Source organism: Pseudomonas sp. SR18 (genome assembly GCF_023701505.1).
GTDB classification, from domain to species: Bacteria; Pseudomonadota; Gammaproteobacteria; order Pseudomonadales; family Pseudomonadaceae; genus Aquipseudomonas; species Aquipseudomonas cyclaminis.
Map to the genome: position 1 here is coordinate 94,394 of NZ_JAMQAU010000002.1, position 17,909 is coordinate 112,302.

Annotated in this window: 16 protein-coding genes; 7 read left to right on the forward strand and 9 right to left on the reverse strand. The window is 60.6% G+C overall.

Annotated elements, in window-relative coordinates; genetic code table 11:
• Positions 1–94 precede the first annotated feature (94 nt).
• Together NDJ82_RS04280 and glpT are read left to right on the forward strand one after the other, a co-directional pair.
• A complete protein-coding gene (locus NDJ82_RS04280) occupies positions 95–1,072 on the forward strand; it encodes an NADPH:quinone oxidoreductase family protein (RefSeq protein WP_250924987.1) in 978 nt (325 codons plus the stop codon).
• A 294-nt stretch (positions 1,073–1,366) separates the two neighbouring features.
• The gene (gene glpT / locus NDJ82_RS04285; protein ID WP_191946732.1) at positions 1,367–2,704 is read left to right on the forward strand and encodes a glycerol-3-phosphate transporter; all 1,338 of its coding nucleotides are present in this window, start codon (positions 1,367–1,369) and stop codon (positions 2,702–2,704) included.
• On the opposite strand, the gene NDJ82_RS04290 is transcribed toward glpT, so the two are convergent.
• Together NDJ82_RS04290 and NDJ82_RS04295 are read right to left on the reverse strand one after the other, a co-directional pair.
• A complete protein-coding gene (locus NDJ82_RS04290) occupies positions 2,701–3,354 on the reverse strand; it encodes a gamma-glutamylcyclotransferase (RefSeq protein ID WP_099585940.1) in 654 nt (217 codons plus the stop codon). The genes glpT and NDJ82_RS04290 overlap by 4 nt on opposite strands.
• Before the next feature lie 27 nt (positions 3,355–3,381).
• Entirely contained in the window at positions 3,382–5,769 is a 2,388-nt protein-coding gene (locus NDJ82_RS04295; RefSeq protein WP_250924988.1) for a TonB-dependent receptor plug domain-containing protein, read from the reverse strand.
• A 328-nt stretch (positions 5,770–6,097) separates the two neighbouring features.
• Here NDJ82_RS04295 and NDJ82_RS04300 point away from each other — a divergent pair, with 328 nt between their 5' ends.
• The gene (locus tag NDJ82_RS04300; RefSeq protein ID WP_099585942.1) at positions 6,098–6,580 is read left to right on the forward strand and encodes a sn-glycerol-3-phosphate transporter; all 483 of its coding nucleotides are present in this window, start codon (positions 6,098–6,100) and stop codon (positions 6,578–6,580) included.
• Here NDJ82_RS04300 and NDJ82_RS04305 read toward each other — a convergent pair.
• The 5 genes from NDJ82_RS04305 to NDJ82_RS04325 all read right to left on the reverse strand — a co-directional run bounded on the left by NDJ82_RS04305 (position 6,577) and on the right by NDJ82_RS04325 (position 11,809).
• Positions 6,577–7,545, reverse strand: coding sequence for a CDP-6-deoxy-delta-3,4-glucoseen reductase (locus tag NDJ82_RS04305; RefSeq protein WP_250924989.1), 969 nt, complete (start codon positions 7,543–7,545; stop codon positions 6,577–6,579). The two genes, NDJ82_RS04300 and NDJ82_RS04305, sit on opposite strands and share 4 nt — an antisense overlap.
• Entirely contained in the window at positions 7,545–9,011 is a 1,467-nt protein-coding gene (gene ubiD, locus NDJ82_RS04310; RefSeq protein ID WP_038444369.1) for a 4-hydroxy-3-polyprenylbenzoate decarboxylase, read from the reverse strand. Before ubiD ends, NDJ82_RS04305 begins: the two co-directional genes overlap by 1 nt.
• A 156-nt stretch (positions 9,012–9,167) precedes the next feature.
• Positions 9,168–10,427: a transcription termination factor Rho gene (gene rho / locus NDJ82_RS04315; RefSeq protein ID WP_003176825.1), complete on the reverse strand. Its 1,260-nt coding sequence runs from the start codon at positions 10,425–10,427 to the stop codon at positions 9,168–9,170.
• A gap of 235 nt (positions 10,428–10,662) precedes the next feature.
• Complete coding sequence (trxA, locus tag NDJ82_RS04320) at positions 10,663–10,992, reverse strand: thioredoxin TrxA (protein WP_191946729.1); 330 nt, start codon at positions 10,990–10,992, stop codon at positions 10,663–10,665.
• A gap of 121 nt (positions 10,993–11,113) precedes the next feature.
• Positions 11,114–11,809, reverse strand: a complete 696-nt coding sequence (locus NDJ82_RS04325) for a FadR/GntR family transcriptional regulator (RefSeq protein ID WP_250924990.1) — start codon at positions 11,807–11,809, stop codon at positions 11,114–11,116.
• Positions 11,810–12,064: 255 nt separating this feature from the next.
• Here NDJ82_RS04325 and NDJ82_RS04330 point away from each other — a divergent pair, with 255 nt between their 5' ends.
• From NDJ82_RS04330 to NDJ82_RS04345, 4 genes are read left to right on the forward strand one after another with little or no spacing between them, the layout of a single operon-like run.
• Complete coding sequence (locus NDJ82_RS04330) at positions 12,065–12,850, forward strand: transporter substrate-binding domain-containing protein (RefSeq protein ID WP_099585946.1); 786 nt, start codon at positions 12,065–12,067, stop codon at positions 12,848–12,850.
• Positions 12,851–12,868: 18 nt separating this feature from the next.
• A complete protein-coding gene (locus NDJ82_RS04335) occupies positions 12,869–13,537 on the forward strand; it encodes an amino acid ABC transporter permease (protein WP_017736949.1) in 669 nt (222 codons plus the stop codon).
• On the forward strand, positions 13,534–14,184 hold the full coding sequence (locus NDJ82_RS04340) for an amino acid ABC transporter permease (RefSeq protein WP_099585947.1): 651 nt from the start codon (positions 13,534–13,536) through the stop codon (positions 14,182–14,184). The genes NDJ82_RS04335 and NDJ82_RS04340 overlap by 4 nt, the downstream gene beginning before the upstream one ends.
• On the forward strand, positions 14,171–14,908 hold the full coding sequence (locus NDJ82_RS04345; protein WP_099585948.1) for an amino acid ABC transporter ATP-binding protein: 738 nt from the start codon (positions 14,171–14,173) through the stop codon (positions 14,906–14,908). Before NDJ82_RS04340 ends, NDJ82_RS04345 begins: the two co-directional genes overlap by 14 nt.
• Here the strand turns inward: NDJ82_RS04345 and NDJ82_RS04350 are convergent.
• The gene (locus tag NDJ82_RS04350; protein WP_250924991.1) at positions 14,880–15,413 is read right to left on the reverse strand and encodes a DUF1120 domain-containing protein; all 534 of its coding nucleotides are present in this window, start codon (positions 15,411–15,413) and stop codon (positions 14,880–14,882) included. The genes NDJ82_RS04345 and NDJ82_RS04350 overlap by 29 nt on opposite strands.
• Positions 15,403–17,904, reverse strand: a complete 2,502-nt coding sequence (locus tag NDJ82_RS04355) for a fimbria/pilus outer membrane usher protein (protein ID WP_284738542.1) — start codon at positions 17,902–17,904, stop codon at positions 15,403–15,405. Before NDJ82_RS04355 ends, NDJ82_RS04350 begins: the two co-directional genes overlap by 11 nt.
• Between the last annotated feature and the right edge of the window lie 5 nt (positions 17,905–17,909).

Genomic DNA, 17,909 nt, shown 5'->3' on the forward strand with positions numbered 1-17,909 from the left:
AGCTTATGGCGACTTATCAGGGCCGGGCATGCTCGTTGACCCACGGGCCTACCCTCCTACACTTATCGGCCACGACACCAAAAGGAATAGCCCGATGAAAGCTGTGCTGTGCAAAGCCTTCGGCCCCGCCGAAACCCTGGTGCTGGAAGAAATCGCCAGCCCGGCGATCAAGAAGAACGAAATCCTGTTGGAGGTGCATGCGGCGGGGGTGAATTTCCCGGACACCTTGATCATCGAGGGCAAGTACCAGTTCAAGCCGCCCTTTCCGTTTTCGCCGGGTGGCGAGGCGGCCGGCGTGGTCAGCGAAGTGGGTGACAAAGTCAGCCATTTGAAAGTCGGCGACCGGGTCATGGCCCTCACCGGCTGGGGCAGCTTTGCCGAGCAGGTCGCGGTGCCGGGCTATAACGTGCTGCCGATCCCGCCAAGCATGGACTTCAACACCGCCGCCGCCTTCAGCATGACCTACGGCACCTCGATGCATGCGCTTAAACAACGCGCCAATATGCAACCTGGCGAAACCTTGCTGGTGCTCGGCGCGTCCGGCGGTGTAGGCCTGGCCGCCGTGGAAATCGGCAAGGCCATGGGCGCCCGCGTAATCGCCGCCGCCAGCAGTGCCGACAAACTTGCCGTGGCCAAGGCCGCCGGCGCCGATGAGCTGATCAACTACAGCGAAACCAGCCTGAAAGATGAGATCAAGCGCCTCACCGACGGCAACGGCGCCGATGTGATCTACGACCCGGTGGGCGGCGACCTGTTTGACCAAGCCATCCGCGCGATCGCCTGGAACGGCCGCTTGCTGGTGGTGGGTTTTGCCAGCGGACGCATTCCAGAGCTGCCGGTGAACCTGGCGCTGCTCAAGGGCGCGGCAGTAGTCGGGGTATTCTGGGGCTCTTTTGCCCAGCGCCAACCGCAGGATAATGCGGCGAACTTCCAGCAATTGTTCATCTGGTATGGCGAGGGCAAGCTCAAGCCACTGGTGTCGCAGGTGTATCCGCTCGAACAGGCCGCCCAGGCGATCAATGACCTGGGACAGCGCCGGGCGGTAGGCAAGGTCGTCGTCCAGACCCGCTGACCGACCTGCAATGCAATCAAATGTGGGAGGGGACTTGCCCCCGATTGCAGTGGATCAGTTGACACATCTGTTGACTGAATCACCGCCATCGGGGGCAAGCCCCCTCCCACATTTGGATCTCCACCCGCCTCAGAAACTGTTTGCGACCACCACTTATCTATTCGCGACATGTTCGTAAGAGAACATGCACTTGCGCTCATTTCCCGTGTTTGCCGCGAAGAGGCGATGCTATTTTCGGTAACGAAACTGTAACATTCGCATCCGCAGTCAAAACAAGAAATTTGGAGCTCTTGAATGTTTGCTTTCTTTCGTCCTGCCGCGCACCAGGCACCCCTGCCTGAAGAAAAAATAGACAGTACCTACCGACGACTGCGCTGGCAGATCTTCGCCGGTATTTTCTTTGGTTACGCCGGTTATTACCTGCTGCGTAAAAACTTCTCCCTGGCCATGCCTTATCTGATCGACGAGGGTTACACCCGCGGTCAACTGGGCCTGGCAATGTCGGCCATTGCGATTGCCTACGGCCTGTCCAAGTTCCTCATGGGCCTGGTGTCCGACCGTTCCAACCCTCGCTACTTCCTGCCTTTCGGTCTACTGGTGTCGGCAGGCGTGATGTTCATTTTCGGTTTCGCGCCCTGGGCAACGTCCAGCGTGACCATGATGTTCATTCTGCTGTTCATCAACGGCTGGGCCCAGGGCATGGGCTGGCCGCCAAGTGGGCGGACCATGGTGCACTGGTGGTCGCAGAAAGAACGCGGCGGCGTGGTTTCGGTGTGGAACGTGGCGCACAACGTCGGCGGCGGCCTGATCGGCCCGTTGTTCCTGCTGGGCATGGCCTTGTTCAACGACTGGCACGCGGCCTTCTACGTGCCGGCCACTGTGGCCTTGGCGGTAGCGGCCTTTGCCTTCATCACCATGCGCGATACCCCGCAATCGGTCGGACTGCCGCCCATCGAGAAGTACAAGAACGACTACCCGGAAGGCTACGACGCCAGCCATGAAGAAGAATTCAGCGCCAAGGAAATCTTCGTCAAATACGTGCTGCGCAACAAAATGCTGTGGTACATCGCCTTCGCCAACGTGTTCGTTTACCTGCTGCGCTACGGCGTGCTGGACTGGGCGCCAACCTACCTGAAGGAAGCCAAGCACTTCGACGTGGATAAAACGTCCTGGGCGTACTTCTTCTACGAGTGGGCAGGCATTCCAGGCACGCTGTTATGCGGCTGGATGTCGGACAAGATCTTCCGTGGCAACCGCGGCCTGACGGGCGTGGTGTTCATGGCACTGGTGACCGTGGCAACCCTGGTTTACTGGCTCAATCCGCCGGGCAACCCGATGGTCGACATGATTGCGCTGTTCTCCATCGGCTTCCTGATCTATGGCCCGGTGATGCTGATCGGCCTGCAGGCGCTGGAACTGGCCCCGAAGAAAGCCGCCGGTACGGCTGCGGGCTTCACCGGTCTGTTCGGTTACCTGGGTGGTTCGGTGGCCGCGAGTGCGGCGATGGGCTACACCGTGGACCACTTCGGCTGGGACGGTGGTTTCGTACTGCTGATCGGCGCGTGCCTGCTGGCGATCGCATTCCTGATCCCAACGCTGTGGCACACCAACAGCGTCAGCTCGGCGCGTTAATCGCCTGAGCAACCCTTTGCACACCGCTTGAGCCGCGCCTCCAGATTCTTATCTGGCATGGCGTGGCTACGCAGGGCGTTCACGGTCTGCTCGACATAATCGCGCGTAGTGCCGTAACGCCCGCAAGCGCTTTGCAACACGTGATTAAGGATGACGTCGGGTAAATTGCCTGCGTAACTGGGCAAATGCCGTTCCAACACAAACCCCAATGCCTGCACCTGACTGCCATCTTCCAGACGGCAGCTGAGCCAGTGTGGCCGGTACGACGGGTATGGCATCTCGCGCTGCCACAAGGCGTAAAGCGAGGCCTCCAGCTGATCCTCCGGCAAGCGGTAGGCGAACCCGCTGCACGAGCCACCGCGATCCAGCCCGAACACCAACCCCGGCGTTTCCGGCGTACCCCGATGCTCGTGGGACCACAGATACAGGCCCCGGTGATAACCGTGGACCCGTGCCCGCAGCCGCTCGGCGGACGAGCACTCAGGACGCCAGATCAGCGAACCGTACGCAAATAACCAGACCGGCCCACCCTTGTGCCGGCCCATGGTGGCCTGCATCGAGCTCATCAACTGTTCGTGAGTGAGTTGCGGCCCCAGATCGAGCCGCGGAGGGTAAGCCAATTGCTGAAGATCGGTTTCAATGGCGGTCATGGCGAAAAGCGGTACGCCTCCTGTGTGTTACCAGTTGTAAGCAACTTTACCGTAATAAAACGCGCCGCTGTAACCGTACGGCGAAAAAGTGCTATAGGCCAAATTGCCACCGCTGCTGGCGAAGGCGTTGACCTTCTCCGGGTATTTATCGGTGACGTTGTCGCCGCCCAGGGTGAAGGTCCAGTTCTTCAACTTGTAGTCGGCCGACAAATCCAGCACCCAGGCTGCCTTGAAGGTCTGGTCGTTGACCTTGTCCGCCTGGTAGCTGGTGAATTCACCATAGCGCACCAGATTGCTGTGCAGTGCCCAATTACCGAACGTGAAGTCGTTACCCAGACTCAGCTTGTGCTGGGGCGTGGTATCGCCGAGCAAACCGATGCGCTCGCGGCGGTCCACACGCACCAGGTTCGCACCAAGGCTGTCGAGGATGGCCGGGTTGGGTTTCACATCGGTCACTTTGGTGTGGTTGTAGTTGTAGCCTACGGTGCTGTTCCAGCGCACGCCGCTGTCGAACAGGTAGCGATAGTTGGCCACCAGGTCCACGCCATCGGTGCTGGTGTCGGTGGCGTTGGTGAAGTAGCGGGCGGTGGTGTAGTCGATATTGCCCACGCCGTTGGCCTGCAGATAGGCCCGCGTCGCCGCGTTTATGCCAAGGTTGGAGGACAGGCTGATACGGTCACGGATGTCGATGCGGTACACATCCACCGTCACCGTCAGGTCATCGGCCGGCTCAAGCACCAGGCCCAGGCTGTAGTTGCGCGACTTCTCGGCCTTGAGGTCCTCGGCGCCGAGCAAGCGCGCCACCTGGCTGTTGGCCGGGAAGGTGCCGGCTTCCTGGATGGCACTGCCGATCAACTGCGACGAGGTGTAGGCAAAGTTCTGCTGCGCCAGGGAGGGCGCGCGGAAACCGTTGGAAACACTGCCGCGCAAGGCCACTTGCGGGGTGAAGTCATAGCGGGCTGACAGCGAGCCGCTGACATTGGAGCCGAAATCACTGTAATCCTCATGACGCACGGCGGCCGAGGCGCTGAGTTTTTCGGTGAAGTTGGTTTCCAGGTCCAGGTACTGGGCCCAATTGTGACGCGAGCTGGTGCCGGCATCGGCATCCCGGAAACCGCCCAGCCCGGAGCTGCCGGTCTGGAAGTAGGATGCCGGCTCGCCGGCTTCGATTTCATAGCCCTGATGCAGGTATTCGCCACCAAACGCCACGGACACCGGGTACGGAAGCCAACCCACATCAAACTCACGGGACAGGTCCAGGCTGACTTGTTTCTGGTCGTTGCTCAGGGTGCCGTTGTCGAACTTGCGCGGCGTGGCCAGGCCCAGGGAGGTGTTGATGGTTTCGGTGCTGAGTGCGTACTGGTTCTTGCCGTAGTTGGCCGACAAGTCGTAATGCCAGTCGTAGGCCAGCAAGCCGCGCAAGCCCACCACCAGCGAGGTGTCTTCGAGGTTGCCCTTGATCAACGGCAGGTAACCGTTGGGGTTGAGCGCAGGGATATTGTTGGCCGCATTGCTCGCCCGGTAGAACGCCGCTGTCTCGCCGCGCCGCTTGCTGTAGCCGCCGAAGGTGTAGAACTCGGCCGAGTCGTTGAAGGAATATTCGGAGTTGAACTGGAACTTGCCTTCATTGGTAGCCGGCTCGCCCTGACGGAAAACACGCTGGCCGTAGGTGGTAGAACCGACACTGCCCGCACGGTAGTCATCGCCGGCGCGGTTGGTGTAATCGTTGTCGGCGCCTTCGGCAGAGAGGTTGATAAAGCCGTTGTCGCCCAATGCCAGGCCGGTGTTGCCGCTGACGTTACGCTGGATACCGTCGCCCTTCTTGTATTCGCCGAACTTGGTGGAGATCGAGCCGCCGTGGTCGGCGTGCTTGAGGATCACGTTGATCACCCCGGCAATCGCATCCGAGCCGTAGCGCGCCGAGGCACCGTCGCGCAGCACTTCGATATGGTCCACCGCCGACAGCGGGATCGCATTCAGGTCCGCCGGCGCCGAGCCACGCCCCACCGCACCGCCCAGATTGACGAAGGCACTGGTGTGGCGGCGCTTGCCGTTGACCAGCACCAGCACCTGATCGGGTGACAGGCCACGCAATTGCGCAGGTCGCACCAGCTCGGCGCCATCCACCAGGCTTGGGCGCGGGAAATTGATGGATGGAATCAGGCGCGCCAGCACCGCGCCCAGCTCATCGGAGCCGGTGCTGCGCAGGCTTTCGCCGGAGATCACATCAATGGGTGACAGCGACGCACTGGCCGTGCGCTCCTGAGCACGGGTGCCGGTGACGATTACCGTGTCGAGTCTGGGTGCATCGGTGGCGGACGTTTCGGCCGCAAAGACTGGATTGAAACCCACAGCGGTCAGCAAATTGGCCGACAAAATCGCCATGTACAGCGCGTGTTTGTTGTAGCTCCCCATACCGCTCCCCTTGGAATCAAGACCCGGCGCTTCAATGCGCTGAGTGCATACGATCGATCCGGCTGGCGGGCGGTGGCGGTCAGTTGTTGGTTATTGGCAGAAAATCGGTAGTCCGTTGCGATATAGCTTAAAGATATTCATGTAACAAATTAAATACCTTTAAAGAATAAGCGAATGCATAAGCCCGGCACCCTTTCATCAGGATTATGTGCAGCAATCCCGCTAGTTTCAGCCCCGGTTCAGCCTGGGCTCGCGTCAAACCGTCAAAATAGTGCGCACATCACGACCCACTTAGCCGCCCATCAAACCGACTACCGAGGTCGCACCCATGAAAAGATTCCGACTGCCTGGCCTGTTATTGCTGGCCCAGGCCACCACCGCGCTGGCCAGCGAAGCGCCCGTTACCGAAGACGATAAAGGCTTCTGGTACGCGCAGACCAGCGTCTATACCCGCCACTTCGCGCCGGATAAGGACCACAACAACAACCAGGACCTGATTGGCCTGGAGCGCAATGAGGCATCAGGGTGGGTGTATGGCGGGGCGACCTTTCGCAACTCGTTCAGCCAGCGCTCGTACTACGCTTACGCGGGCAAGCGCTATGACATGAACGACTATCCGGTGTACCTGAAGGTTACGGGCGGGGCGATCCAGGGCTATCGCGGCAAGTACCGCGACAAGATCCCCTTGAACCGTTTCGGCGTGGCGCCGGTGATCATTCCGTCAGTAGGCACCTATTACGGGCCGGTGGCGGCGGAGTTGGTGTTGCTGGGGTTCAATGCGGCGATGGTGACGACCGGCGTGCGCTTTTAAGGGCGCGGCGCGTAGGCGAATACGTCGGCGCGCATCTGGTGCGCATCCATGCCAGCGTCGACCAGCGCATCCAAGGTGCCGTAGATCATCGCCGGTGAACCGCTGGCGTAGACGTGTACAGCCTTGAGGTCGACGATGTCCTCGCACACGGCTTCATGGAGCAAACCGCAGCGCCCTTCCCAGCCGCACAAATCGCTGACGACTTTGTGCAGGAACAGGTTAGGCAATTGCAGCCACTGGTCCCAGTGCTCGATATCGTAAAAGTCTTCCGGGCGACGCACGCCCCAGTACAGGTGCACCGGGTGCTTGAAGCCGGAGGCGCGGCAATGTTCGATCAGGCTGTGCATCTGCGCCATGCCGGTACCGGCGGCGATCAACACCAGCGGACCGTCCGGCAACTCGGCCAGGTGAGTGTCACCAAACGGCAGTTCTACGCGGGCCATCCGGTTACGTTGCAGTTGTTCCAGCAGGCTGCGCGCACTGTCCTCGCGGGCCAGCACATGCAGTTCCAGCTCGCGTCCGGCGTGAGGCGCCGATGCCAGGGAAAAGGCTGATTTCTCGCCATTTTCCCGTTCGATCATCAGGTACTGCCCGGCGTGGTAACGCACCGTCTTGCCGGCCGGAGCCAGCAGGCGCACGCGCCACACATCACCACCGACCTCTACGCATTCACTCAATTGACACGGCAACTTGCGCAACGGCAACTCTCCCGGCGCCAGCACGCCATCCCACAACACAATGCAATCTTCCAGCGGTTCGGCGATACAGGTGTAGAACTCACCGTGATCGCGTACCTCACCGGCTTGCTGCACCCGACCTTCCACCAGCAGCGCGGCACACACATGGCACACGCCGTTGCGACAGGCCTGGGGGCATTCGTAGCCCAGGCGGCGCGCGCCTTCGAGGATTCGCTCGCCGGGGACCAGCTCCAGCACAGCGCCGGAAGGTTGCAGGGTTACACGCATCAATCTATTCCCAATTCTTTCCACATCGCATCGACGCGCGCGGTCACGGCTTCATCCTTGACGATCACCCGACCCCATTCGCGAGTGGTTTCACCCGGCCATTTGTGGGTGGCATCCAGGCCCATCTTGGAGCCAAGGCCAGATACCGGCGACGCGAAGTCGAGGTAGTCGATCGGCGTGTTGTCGATCATCACCGTATCGCGCTTGGGGTCCATGCGCGTGGTGATGGCCCAGATCACGTCGTTCCAGTCGCGGGCGTTGATGTCGTCATCGGTGACAATAACGAACTTGGTGTACATGAACTGTCGCAAAAACGACCACACACCCAGCATGACGCGCTTGGCATGGCCCGGATACGACTTCTTCATGGTCACGATGGCCATGCGATACGAACAGCCTTCCGGCGGCAGGTAGAAGTCGGTGATTTCCGGGAATTGCTTTTGCAGGATCGGCACGAACACTTCGTTGAGTGCCACGCCGAGAATCGCCGGCTCATCCGGTGGACGGCCGGTGTAGGTGCTGTGGTAGATCGGCTTGATCCGGTGGGTGATGCGCTCGACGGTGAACACCGGGAAGCTGTCGACTTCGTTGTAGTAGCCGGTGTGGTCGCCGTAAGGGCCTTCGTCGGCCATCTCGCCAGGGTGGATCACGCCTTCGAGGATGATTTCAGCAGTGGCCGGCACTTGCAGGTCGTTGCCACGGCACTTCACCAGCTCGGTGCGGTTGCCGCGCAGCAGACCGGCGAAGGCGTATTCGGACAGGCTGTCCGGCACCGGGGTCACGGCGCCGAGGATGGTGGCCGGGTCGGCGCCCAGGGCCACGGAGACCGGGAACGGCTGGCCAGGGTGTTTTTCGCACCACTCACGGAAGTCCAGCGCGCCGCCACGGTGGCTCAGCCAACGCATGATCACCTTGTTGCGGCCGATCACTTGCTGACGGTAGATGCCGAGGTTCTGACGGTCCTTGTTCGGGCCTTTGGTGACAGTCAGGCCCCAGGTGATCAGCGGGCCGACGTCGCCAGGCCAGCAGGTTTGCACCGGGAGCATGGCCAGGTCGACGTCATCGCCCTCAATGACCACTTCCTGGCACACCGCGTCCTTGACCACCTTGGGCGCCATGGCAATGATCTTGCGGAAGATCGGCAACTTCGACCAGGCGTCCTTCAAGCCCTTGGGCGGCTCGGGCTCCTTGAGGAAGGCCAGCAGCTTGCCGATCTCGCGCAGTTCGCTGACCGACTCGGCGCCCATGCCGAACGCCACGCGGTCGGGCGTGCCGAACAGGTTGCCGAGCACCGGAATATCAAAGCCGGTCGGGTTTTCGAACAGCAGCGCCGGGCCCTTGTTACGCAGGGTGCGGTCGCAAATCTCAGTCATTTCCAGCACCGGGGACACCGGCACCTGGATACGTTTCAACTCTCCGCGCTGCTCAAGTTGCTGCACGAAATCCCGAAGATCCTTGAATTTCATTAACCATGCCACCCGTAAAATAGGCGTACATCCTACCTGCTCTGAGGCTGGCTGGCAGCCTATCGCGGTGCTTTTGGGTGCCAACGGTGCTTAAAAAGCAGGCGAAAAAAAATGGCGCCCCTGAGGGCGCCATTTTTTCGGACCTGAAACGTCGTATTACTTACGCTTCATCGACAGGAAGAACTCGTCGTTGGTCTTGGTGGTTTTCAGCTTGTCGATCAGGAACTCGATGGCTGCAACTTCATCCATCGGGTGCAGCAGCTTGCGCAGGATCCACATGCGCTGCAGTTCGTCGTCGGCTGTCAGCAACTCTTCGCGGCGGGTGCCGGAACGGTTGATGTTGATCGCCGGGAACACGCGCTTTTCTGCGATGCGACGGTCCAAAGGCAGTTCCATGTTGCCGGTACCCTTGAACTCTTCGTAGATCACTTCGTCCATCTTCGAACCGGTTTCAACCAGTGCGGTGGCGATGATGGTCAGCGAGCCGCCTTCTTCGATGTTCCGCGCAGCGCCGAAGAAACGCTTCGGTTTCTCCAGGGCGTGGGCATCGACACCACCGGTCAATACCTTGCCGGAGCTCGGGATCACGGTGTTGTAGGCACGGGCCAGACGGGTGATGGAATCGAGCAGGATCACTACGTCCTTCTTGTGTTCGACCAGGCGCTTGGCCTTCTCGATCACCATTTCGGCAACCTGCACGTGGCGGGTTGGCGGCTCATCGAACGTCGAGGCAACCACTTCGCCGCGCACGGTGCGCTGCATTTCGGTTACTTCTTCCGGACGCTCATCGATCAGCAATACGATCAGGTGAACTTCAGGGTTGTTACGGGCGATGTTCGCTGCAATGTTCTGCAGCATGATCGTTTTACCGGCTTTCGGCGGTGCGACGATCAGGCCACGCTGGCCTTTGCCGATCGGGGCGCACAGGTCGATTACACGACCGGTCAAGTCTTCGGTGGAACCGTTACCGGCTTCCATCTTCATGCGCACGGTCGGGAACAGCGGGGTCAGGTTCTCGAAGAGAATCTTGTTTTTCGCGTTCTCTGGACGATCGAAGTTGATCGTATCGACCTTGAGCAGGGCGAAGTAACGCTCGCCTTCCTTCGGAGGGCGGATCTTGCCAACGATGGTGTCACCGGTGCGCAAGTTGAAGCGACGGATCTGGCTCGGCGAGACGTAGATATCGTCTGGGCCGGCGAGATAGGAGGCGTCTGCAGAGCGGAGGAAGCCGAAGCCGTCCTGGAGAATCTCCAGCACGCCATCACCGGAGATTTCCTCGCCGCTTTTCGCGTGCTTCTTGAGCAGGGAGAAAATCACGTCCTGCTTGCGCGAACGGGCCATATTTTCTATGCCCATTTCTTCGGCCAGTTGGAGCAGGTCGGTAATCGGCTTTTGCTTGAGTTCAGTCAGATTCATATAGGAATGACGTAATCATTTATGGAGGGGGGGAAATTAAGCTTTTGGCTTAATGAGGCCGCGCCGCAGAGAAGGCGACAGGATCGCGTACTAATCGAAAAGGAATGCGTCGGCGACGGCTTGCAGGGGGCAGTGGAGAAACCAGTGCGGGGCCGAATGTACCACCTGAATTTCGGAGCGTCTAGCCCTGTTTAACGAAAAAGCCCCGCGATTTGCGGGGCCTTTTTGACGACGCTTAGATGTTGGCGTCGAGGAAAGCTTGCAGCTGGGACTTCGACAGCGCACCCACTTTAGTGGCTTCGACGTTGCCGTTCTTGAACAGCATCAGCGTAGGAATACCGCGCACGCCGTGCTTGGCCGGGGTTTCCTGGTTATCGTCGATGTTCAGCTTGGCAATGGTCAGCTTGCCTTCGTAAGTGGTTGCAATGTCGTCCAGGACCGGAGCGATCATTTTGCAAGGGCCGCACCATTCAGCCCAGTAGTCAACCAGCACCGGGCCGTCAGCCTTGAGGACTTCGGCTTCAAAGGTCTCGTCGGTGACGTGCTTGATAAGATCGCTGCTCATGGATGTCTCCGGATTGTAAGCAAAAAAAACGTTGCCCATCATAGCCGCCCTTCCCCCGTTCAGGAAGCCGCCTCTGATTGAGTCTTGCTATGGCGGTGCATGAGTTTGGGTATGGCCCGACTCACGGCGTGACAGGCGTCACGAAGGCAATGCCCGTACGCAACGCCGCGTTCCGTACGTGCTCCTGCATGGTTTTCTGTGCCGCCGCACTGGCGCGGCGGGCCAGTGCGCGCAGTATCTTGCGATGTTCCTGCCAGGTTTCCATGGCCCGCTCTGGCCGGATGAACGGTAGTTTCTGGCTCTCCAGGAACACCTCGGCGCTGGCACTCAGGATACTCACCATTGCCTGGTTGCCGCTGGCCAGCAGGATGCGCTGGTGAAATTCGAAGTCCAATCGCGCCGCCGCTTCGAAGTCGCCGGCCTTGAGCACCTTGCGCATCGCCTCGACGTTATCCTCAAGACTGTCCAATTCATCAATGGTCAGCGTCACCGCCGCCAGCCCCGCCGCAAAGCCCTCCAGGGCATAGCGCAGCTGGAAGATATCCAGCGGCGTGGCCTGAGCCGCGAACGGCCAGGCAAATCCCGGCGCCTCTTCAGCCGCCTGCACGAATACACCTTTGCCCGGCTGCACGCTGACCAAGCCCAAAGCACTCAAGGACGACAATGCCTCGCGCAACGACGCCCGACTCACGCCCAGCTGCACCGCCAGGTCGCGCTGGGACGGCAATACGTCGCCCGGCACAAAACCCTGTTCCTTGATCAGTTTGCGGATGGCCTGCAGGGCCGCTTCCGGTACGGCTTGGGCGATGGAATTCATAAAAAACTCAAGGTTCCAGACAACTGAGTGGCTAGTTGTAAAGCTAATCGCGGCCGGCGGCAAGCCACGCCCCAAAGGGGCTCGCGGGGTTTTATCGGCGCTCGAAAAGAGTGCGAAAAACTCACTCACTGTTCAGACCAGTAAGACCACAGCACCTCAACAAATCCCAGCGCTGCACGCCATTCCCAGCGTGCTGGCATGGGCTGTGCACTGAGCAAATTCAGAAAATTCCTTCGCCCTTCTCGGAGAGTTGCCATGACCAAGCGCTACAGCGCCCTGCTCACTGCCCTGTTTGCCAGCCTGATGCTCATCCAGGCACCCGCCCAGGCCAACGGTCTGGACGATATTGTCGCCCGTGGCACCCTCAAGGTCGCCGTGCCCCAGGACTTCCCGCCATTCGGCTCGGTCGGCCCGGACATGAAGCCACGCGGCCTGGATATCGACACCGCCAAGCTGCTGGCCGACCAACTCAAGGTCAAACTGGAGCTGACCCCGGTCAACAGCACCAACCGCATCCCGTTCCTCACCACCGGCAAGGTCGACCTGGTGATCTCAAGCCTGGGCAAGAACCCTGAGCGGGAAAAGGTCATCGACTTCTCCAAGGCTTACGCGCCGTTCTACCTGGCGGTTTTCGGCCCACCGGATGCCGCCATCAGCAGCCTCGACGACCTCAAGGGCAAGACCATCAGCGTGACCCGTGGCGCCATCGAAGACATCGAGCTGACCGCCGTAGCGCCCAAGGAAGCCACCATCAAGCGCTTCGAAGACAACAACTCGACCATCGCCGCCTACCTGGCCGGCCAAGTTGACCTGATCGCCAGCGGCAACGTGGTGATGGTCGCGATCAGCGAACGCAACCCAAAACGCGTGCCGGCGCTGAAGGTAAAACTCAAGGACTCGCCGGTGTACGTCGGCGTGAACAAAAACGAGCCGGCGCTGCTGGAGAAGGTCAACCAGATCCTGGTCGCGGGCAAGGCTGACGGCAGCCTGCAAAAGAACGCGATGCAGTGGCTCAAAGAGCCGCTGCCTGCTGATCTCTGATACGACGGAGCTGACTTCATGGCGTATCAATTTGACTTTGTACCCGTGCTGGCCAATACCGACCTGCTGCTGCGCGGCGCGCTGTTCACCCTTGAGCTGACGGCCATCGGCGCGATCCTCGGCGTGGCCCTGGGTACCGTCGGCGCGGTGGTGCGGGCATGGAAGATCCAGCCGTTTGCCTGGTTCTTCGGCGTCTATGTCGAGTTGATCCGCAACACGCCGTTCCTGGTGCAACTGTTCTTCATCTTCTTCGGCCTGCCGTCCCTGGGGCTGAAGATTACCGAATGGCAGGCGGCCGTATTGGCGATGGTAATCAACCTGGGGGCCTACTCCACGGAGATTATCCGCGCCGGCATCCAGGCCATTCCCCGTGGGCAACTGGAAGCTGCAGCAGCGTTGGCGATGACGCGCTTCGAGGCGTTCCGCCACGTGGTGCTGCTACCGGCGCTGGGCAAGGTGTGGCCGGCCCTGAGCAGCCAGATCATCATCGTGATGCTCGGCTCAGCGGTGTGCTCGCAAATCGCCACCGAAGAGCTGAGCTTCGCCGCCAACTTTATCCAATCGCGCAATTTCCGCGCATTTGAAACCTATGCCCTGACCACCCTGGTGTACCTGTGCATGGCGCTGATGATTCGCCAGTTGCTCAATTGGATCGGCCGCCGCTTTGTGATGAGGAACAGCCGATGAGTGATTTTTCCTTCTGGGACATCGTGCGCAATCTGCTGACCGGCTTGCAGTGGACACTGTTGCTGTCGCTGGTGGCGTTTATCGGCGGCGGCCTGATCGGCTTGCTGGTGATGACCATGCGCATCAGCAACAAGGCGTTCGCGCGCAATGTTGCGCGCACCTATATCGAACTGTTCCAGGGCACGCCGCTGCTGATGCAACTGTTCCTGGTGTTCTTCGGCATCGCCTTGCTGGGAATTGATATTTCGCCCTGGCTGGCGGCAGCGATTGCCCTCACTTTATTTACCAGCGCCTACCTCGCCGAAATCTGGCGCGGCTGCGTCGACTCCATAGCCCACGGGCAGTGGGAAGCCTCGGCCAGCCTGGCGCTTAATCCGCTGGAGCAACTGCGCTATGTGATCCTGCCCCAGGCGCTGCGCATTGCCGTCGCGCCAACGGTGGGGTTCTCGGTGCAGGTGGTCAAAGGCACCGCAGTCACCTCGATCATCGGCTTCACCGAATTGACCAAGACCGGCGGCATGCTCGCCAACGCTACCTTCGAGCCCTTCATGGTCTACGGCCTGGTAGCCCTCGGTTACTTCCTGCTCTGCTACCCCTTGTCCCTCAGTGCGCGCTATCTGGAAAGGAGACTGCATGCCTCTGCTTAGAATTTCCGCCCTGCATAAGTATTACGGCGATCACCACGTCCTCAAAGGCATCGACCTGACCGTTGAAGAAGGCCAGGTGGTAGCGATCATCGGCCGCAGTGGCTCGGGCAAGTCCACCTTGCTGCGCACCCTCAACGGCCTGGAATCGATCAACGACGGCGTGATCGAAGTCGACGGCGAATACCTCGACGCCGCCCGCGCCGACCTGCGCAGCCTGCGGCAGAAAGTCGGTATGGTATTCCAGCAGTTCAACCTGTTCCCGCACCTTACGGTGGGCGAAAACGTGATGCTCGCCCCACAAGTGGTGCAGAAAGTGCCCAAGGCCAAGGCCGCGCAACTGGCAAGACAAATGCTTGAGCGCGTGGGACTGGGCGAGAAGTTCGACGCCTTTCCTGATCGCCTGTCCGGCGGCCAGCAACAGCGCGTCGCCATTGCCCGCGCCCTGGCCATGTCACCCAAAGTGCTGCTGTGCGACGAGATCACCTCGGCCCTGGACCCGGAGCTGGTCAATGAGGTACTCAGCGTCGTCCGTCAGTTGGCCAAGGACGGCATGACCTTGATCATGGTGACCCACGAGATGCGTTTCGCCCGAGAGGTTGGCGACAAGCTGGTGTTCATGCACCAGGGCAAGGTGCATGAAGTTGGCGACCCCAGAATACTGTTCGCCAACCCGCAAACCCCAGAGCTCGCCAACTTCATCGGTTCAGTGGAGCAGCCGGGCTGACCAGTTCGAAATGACCCTGCCCTTCCAGCAAGGTCTGGCTGCGCACCTGCAAAACGTCGGAGGGCAGCTCGGTGTCGATGTCGACCTGGGCGGTCAGTCGCTTTCCGGCCACCGGTGCCACAAGGACCTGGCCCGGCAATAACTGCCCGTTGACAGCTTCACCGGGCAGATGTGCCACCCCCCACGTGACGGGCTGCCCATCCACCTGGGCATGCTTGAGGGTCAGACGAAAGCGCCCCTCACGACCAAAGCGAAAACCTTGCCCATCGGCCGCCCCGACAAACCGCAATGCCATTGCCGAAGGCTCTGCACAGAGTACGCTCAGGTGCACCGTGCGCGTTCCCAGCGGGAAGGATGCGCTTGGGGCCAGTGTCTCCTTGCGAATAACGCCATAGTCGATACGGGGCTGACTGACGGACACCCGGCAATTTTCAGCCCGTACACCCTGGACCATCAACAACGTGCACATCAGTGCAAAGCCCATACCTTTGCGATCAGCGGCCATGGCACACCGCCGATGCTGTCTCGTAGAAAGTGTCATTGTCACGCGGGGTCTCGGTGGCGAGATTCAGCAGGCAGGTAGAAGAGTCCGGCAATGAAACCCGCAGGCTTTGCTCGTTATTGGCGTCGTTCAGGAAAATCATACCCTCGCCCACCACGCTGGTCAGGAAGCGATTGTTGTTGTCGAACACCGAAGCGCCCTGAGGCAGCGGCCGACCCTGTTGATCAACGGCGGAGAGCAACATGCGGCGCACTGTCACCACATCAAACGCCACGCTGTTGACCGACCCTCGGCCCGCGGCGAGCACCTGGGTGCCGTTCTTCAGGTCAACACGCTTGGGCAGGGACTGGGTTTGCACTTCGATGCGACTATTGGTGTAGGCCGGCAAGCCGGGGATCACGGCTTGCCCACTGAAGTCGGTCCATACCGGTCCGTGCGGGGTGTCGATTTTCGCGGCGCTGAGCTTGCCCACCGATGCGATGCCAAACGTGTCCTGCACGGCATACGGCGAGAACGTCAACCCACCTTCGTGAGCCACCATGCCGCCTTGCAACTGCCCGGTATAGCTTGTACCCAGCGGGTCCCGATTGACCCCCAGGCCGACGCGGGTGTATCGCGGCATCAGGTCCACCTGACCCCGAACCGATTGCTCCCTGGCACTGAGGTCACGTTCGATACCCACGTCGTAATTCACATACTCATTGACCCGTTCACTGAGCGCGACGCCTGCACGGGCCTGCTTTCCACGATGACTGGTATAGCTGTTCAGGCGACGATCACTGCCCAAGGGCACGCTGACCTGCAAACGCACGGACAGGTCATCGTCCTGGGCGGTGTCGCGCCGCCGGCCTCCACTCGCAGCATCACGGCGTACCTGGCTACCGCCCACTTGCGAGTCGGCGATCAACGCGACATCGGCGTGGCGAAACGACTTGTTCCATGAAGCGAACACATGGTCTGTAGCGTGCCCGTCAACCTGCGCGCTGCGGGTGTAGCCCAGGGAAAATGCCCCCAGCGTGTTATCGACCCAGCTCAGGCCTGCCGTGTACTGATGACTGAAGCGCGACCCCAGTTCGTCGGCGTTACTCGGGCGACCCGCTTCCAGCACCTCGCGATACCCACGGGTCTGGGTGGTTGCGCTGAGACTGAGGTCGAGATTGCCGTACACCGGGCTGCTCACCGACACACTGCTGCGAGACCCGGATACCGCGTTGCGACTGTCCCGGGACACGTTATGACGTGCGCCCACGGAAACCCGCTGGAAAAACACGCTGCTGAGGGTGCCGCCTGCCGACCAGTATTCGTCGGTATTCAACAGGCCAACGCCGGCCGAGGAGTCGCGGCCCAGGCCCCACGTGCCGCTGGCCATGGCGACTACCGGCGACGGGGCCTGCTCTTGCTCGTTTTCACGCACCTTGCCAAGGGAGAAGTAAAAGCCCGGTGCCGCTGGCGCAGCTCCTGCGAAAGAGGCGGCAGGCACCACGAAACTGCGTCTGGCGCCCCGTACATCGATGACGCTGACCTCCAGGTCGCTGGTGCCATTGAGCAAGGGCAGGCCCGTCAGCCTGAAAGGGCCTTCAGGCACCAGCGTGCTGTGAATCAGCACGCCTGCCTGGCGTACTTCAATGCGTGATTGGCTTTGGGCCAACCCTTCTACCACGGCATTGTTGCTGCCCGCCGGCGCCCGCGACTGGCCATCGGGGGAAAACTGCACACCGGACAATTGAATCCCACTGAACAACGGGTTGTTACTGGCGAGTTGGCCTACCTGGAAAGTCGACTGCAACGCAGCGAGGTCTCGCTGGGCATAGGCATACAGGTGCTCGGTATGGGCCATACCATTGTCAGATACATAGAATTGACGACTGCGAACAATCCAGTCACCCACGTTGAAGCCCGCCTCGGTATGGGCCGAGACGAACCGGCTGGGCCCACTGCGCGAATGGCTGTCGAAACCCTGCACGTCATAGTTGAACAACGCCGCCGTACCGCCTCGGGCAAATTGTCCGGCCTCCCATTGCGGCGCACGCAGTGATCCGGTCGGTACCACCAGCGCCACCTCGTCGCTGCCGGGGCGCAGTCGCACCATCGTCGTCGGGAAAGCGCCGAGGAAGTCATGGCAGGCCTGGTCCGCATCAGTCCCCTTGCCAAGCATGCCGCTGGGCGTTACCAACCCGGCTTTCTCCAGCAGCCCAGGGGTAAAACACAGCTGCCCGTTTGAATCGAACCGTGCATCCACCAAGCCCAGGGGGTTCCCGTTAACCCGCAGCCCCACCACCTGAACACCCTCGCGAAAACGCGCCGCACTACGGAAGTAGTCAGACACTTTCGGATCAATGCCATGGGTGGTGAGCGCCGCCAGATCGAACCCCTCGCCCAGCTCCAGCGCGGGAGCAAGGCCAGGCAAACTCCATAACGTCGCAAATCCCATAAGCAGCGTGGGTCGGCGGGGCCACAACGACGTCATACGTTTGTTACTCGACAGGTTTGTCATGGAAC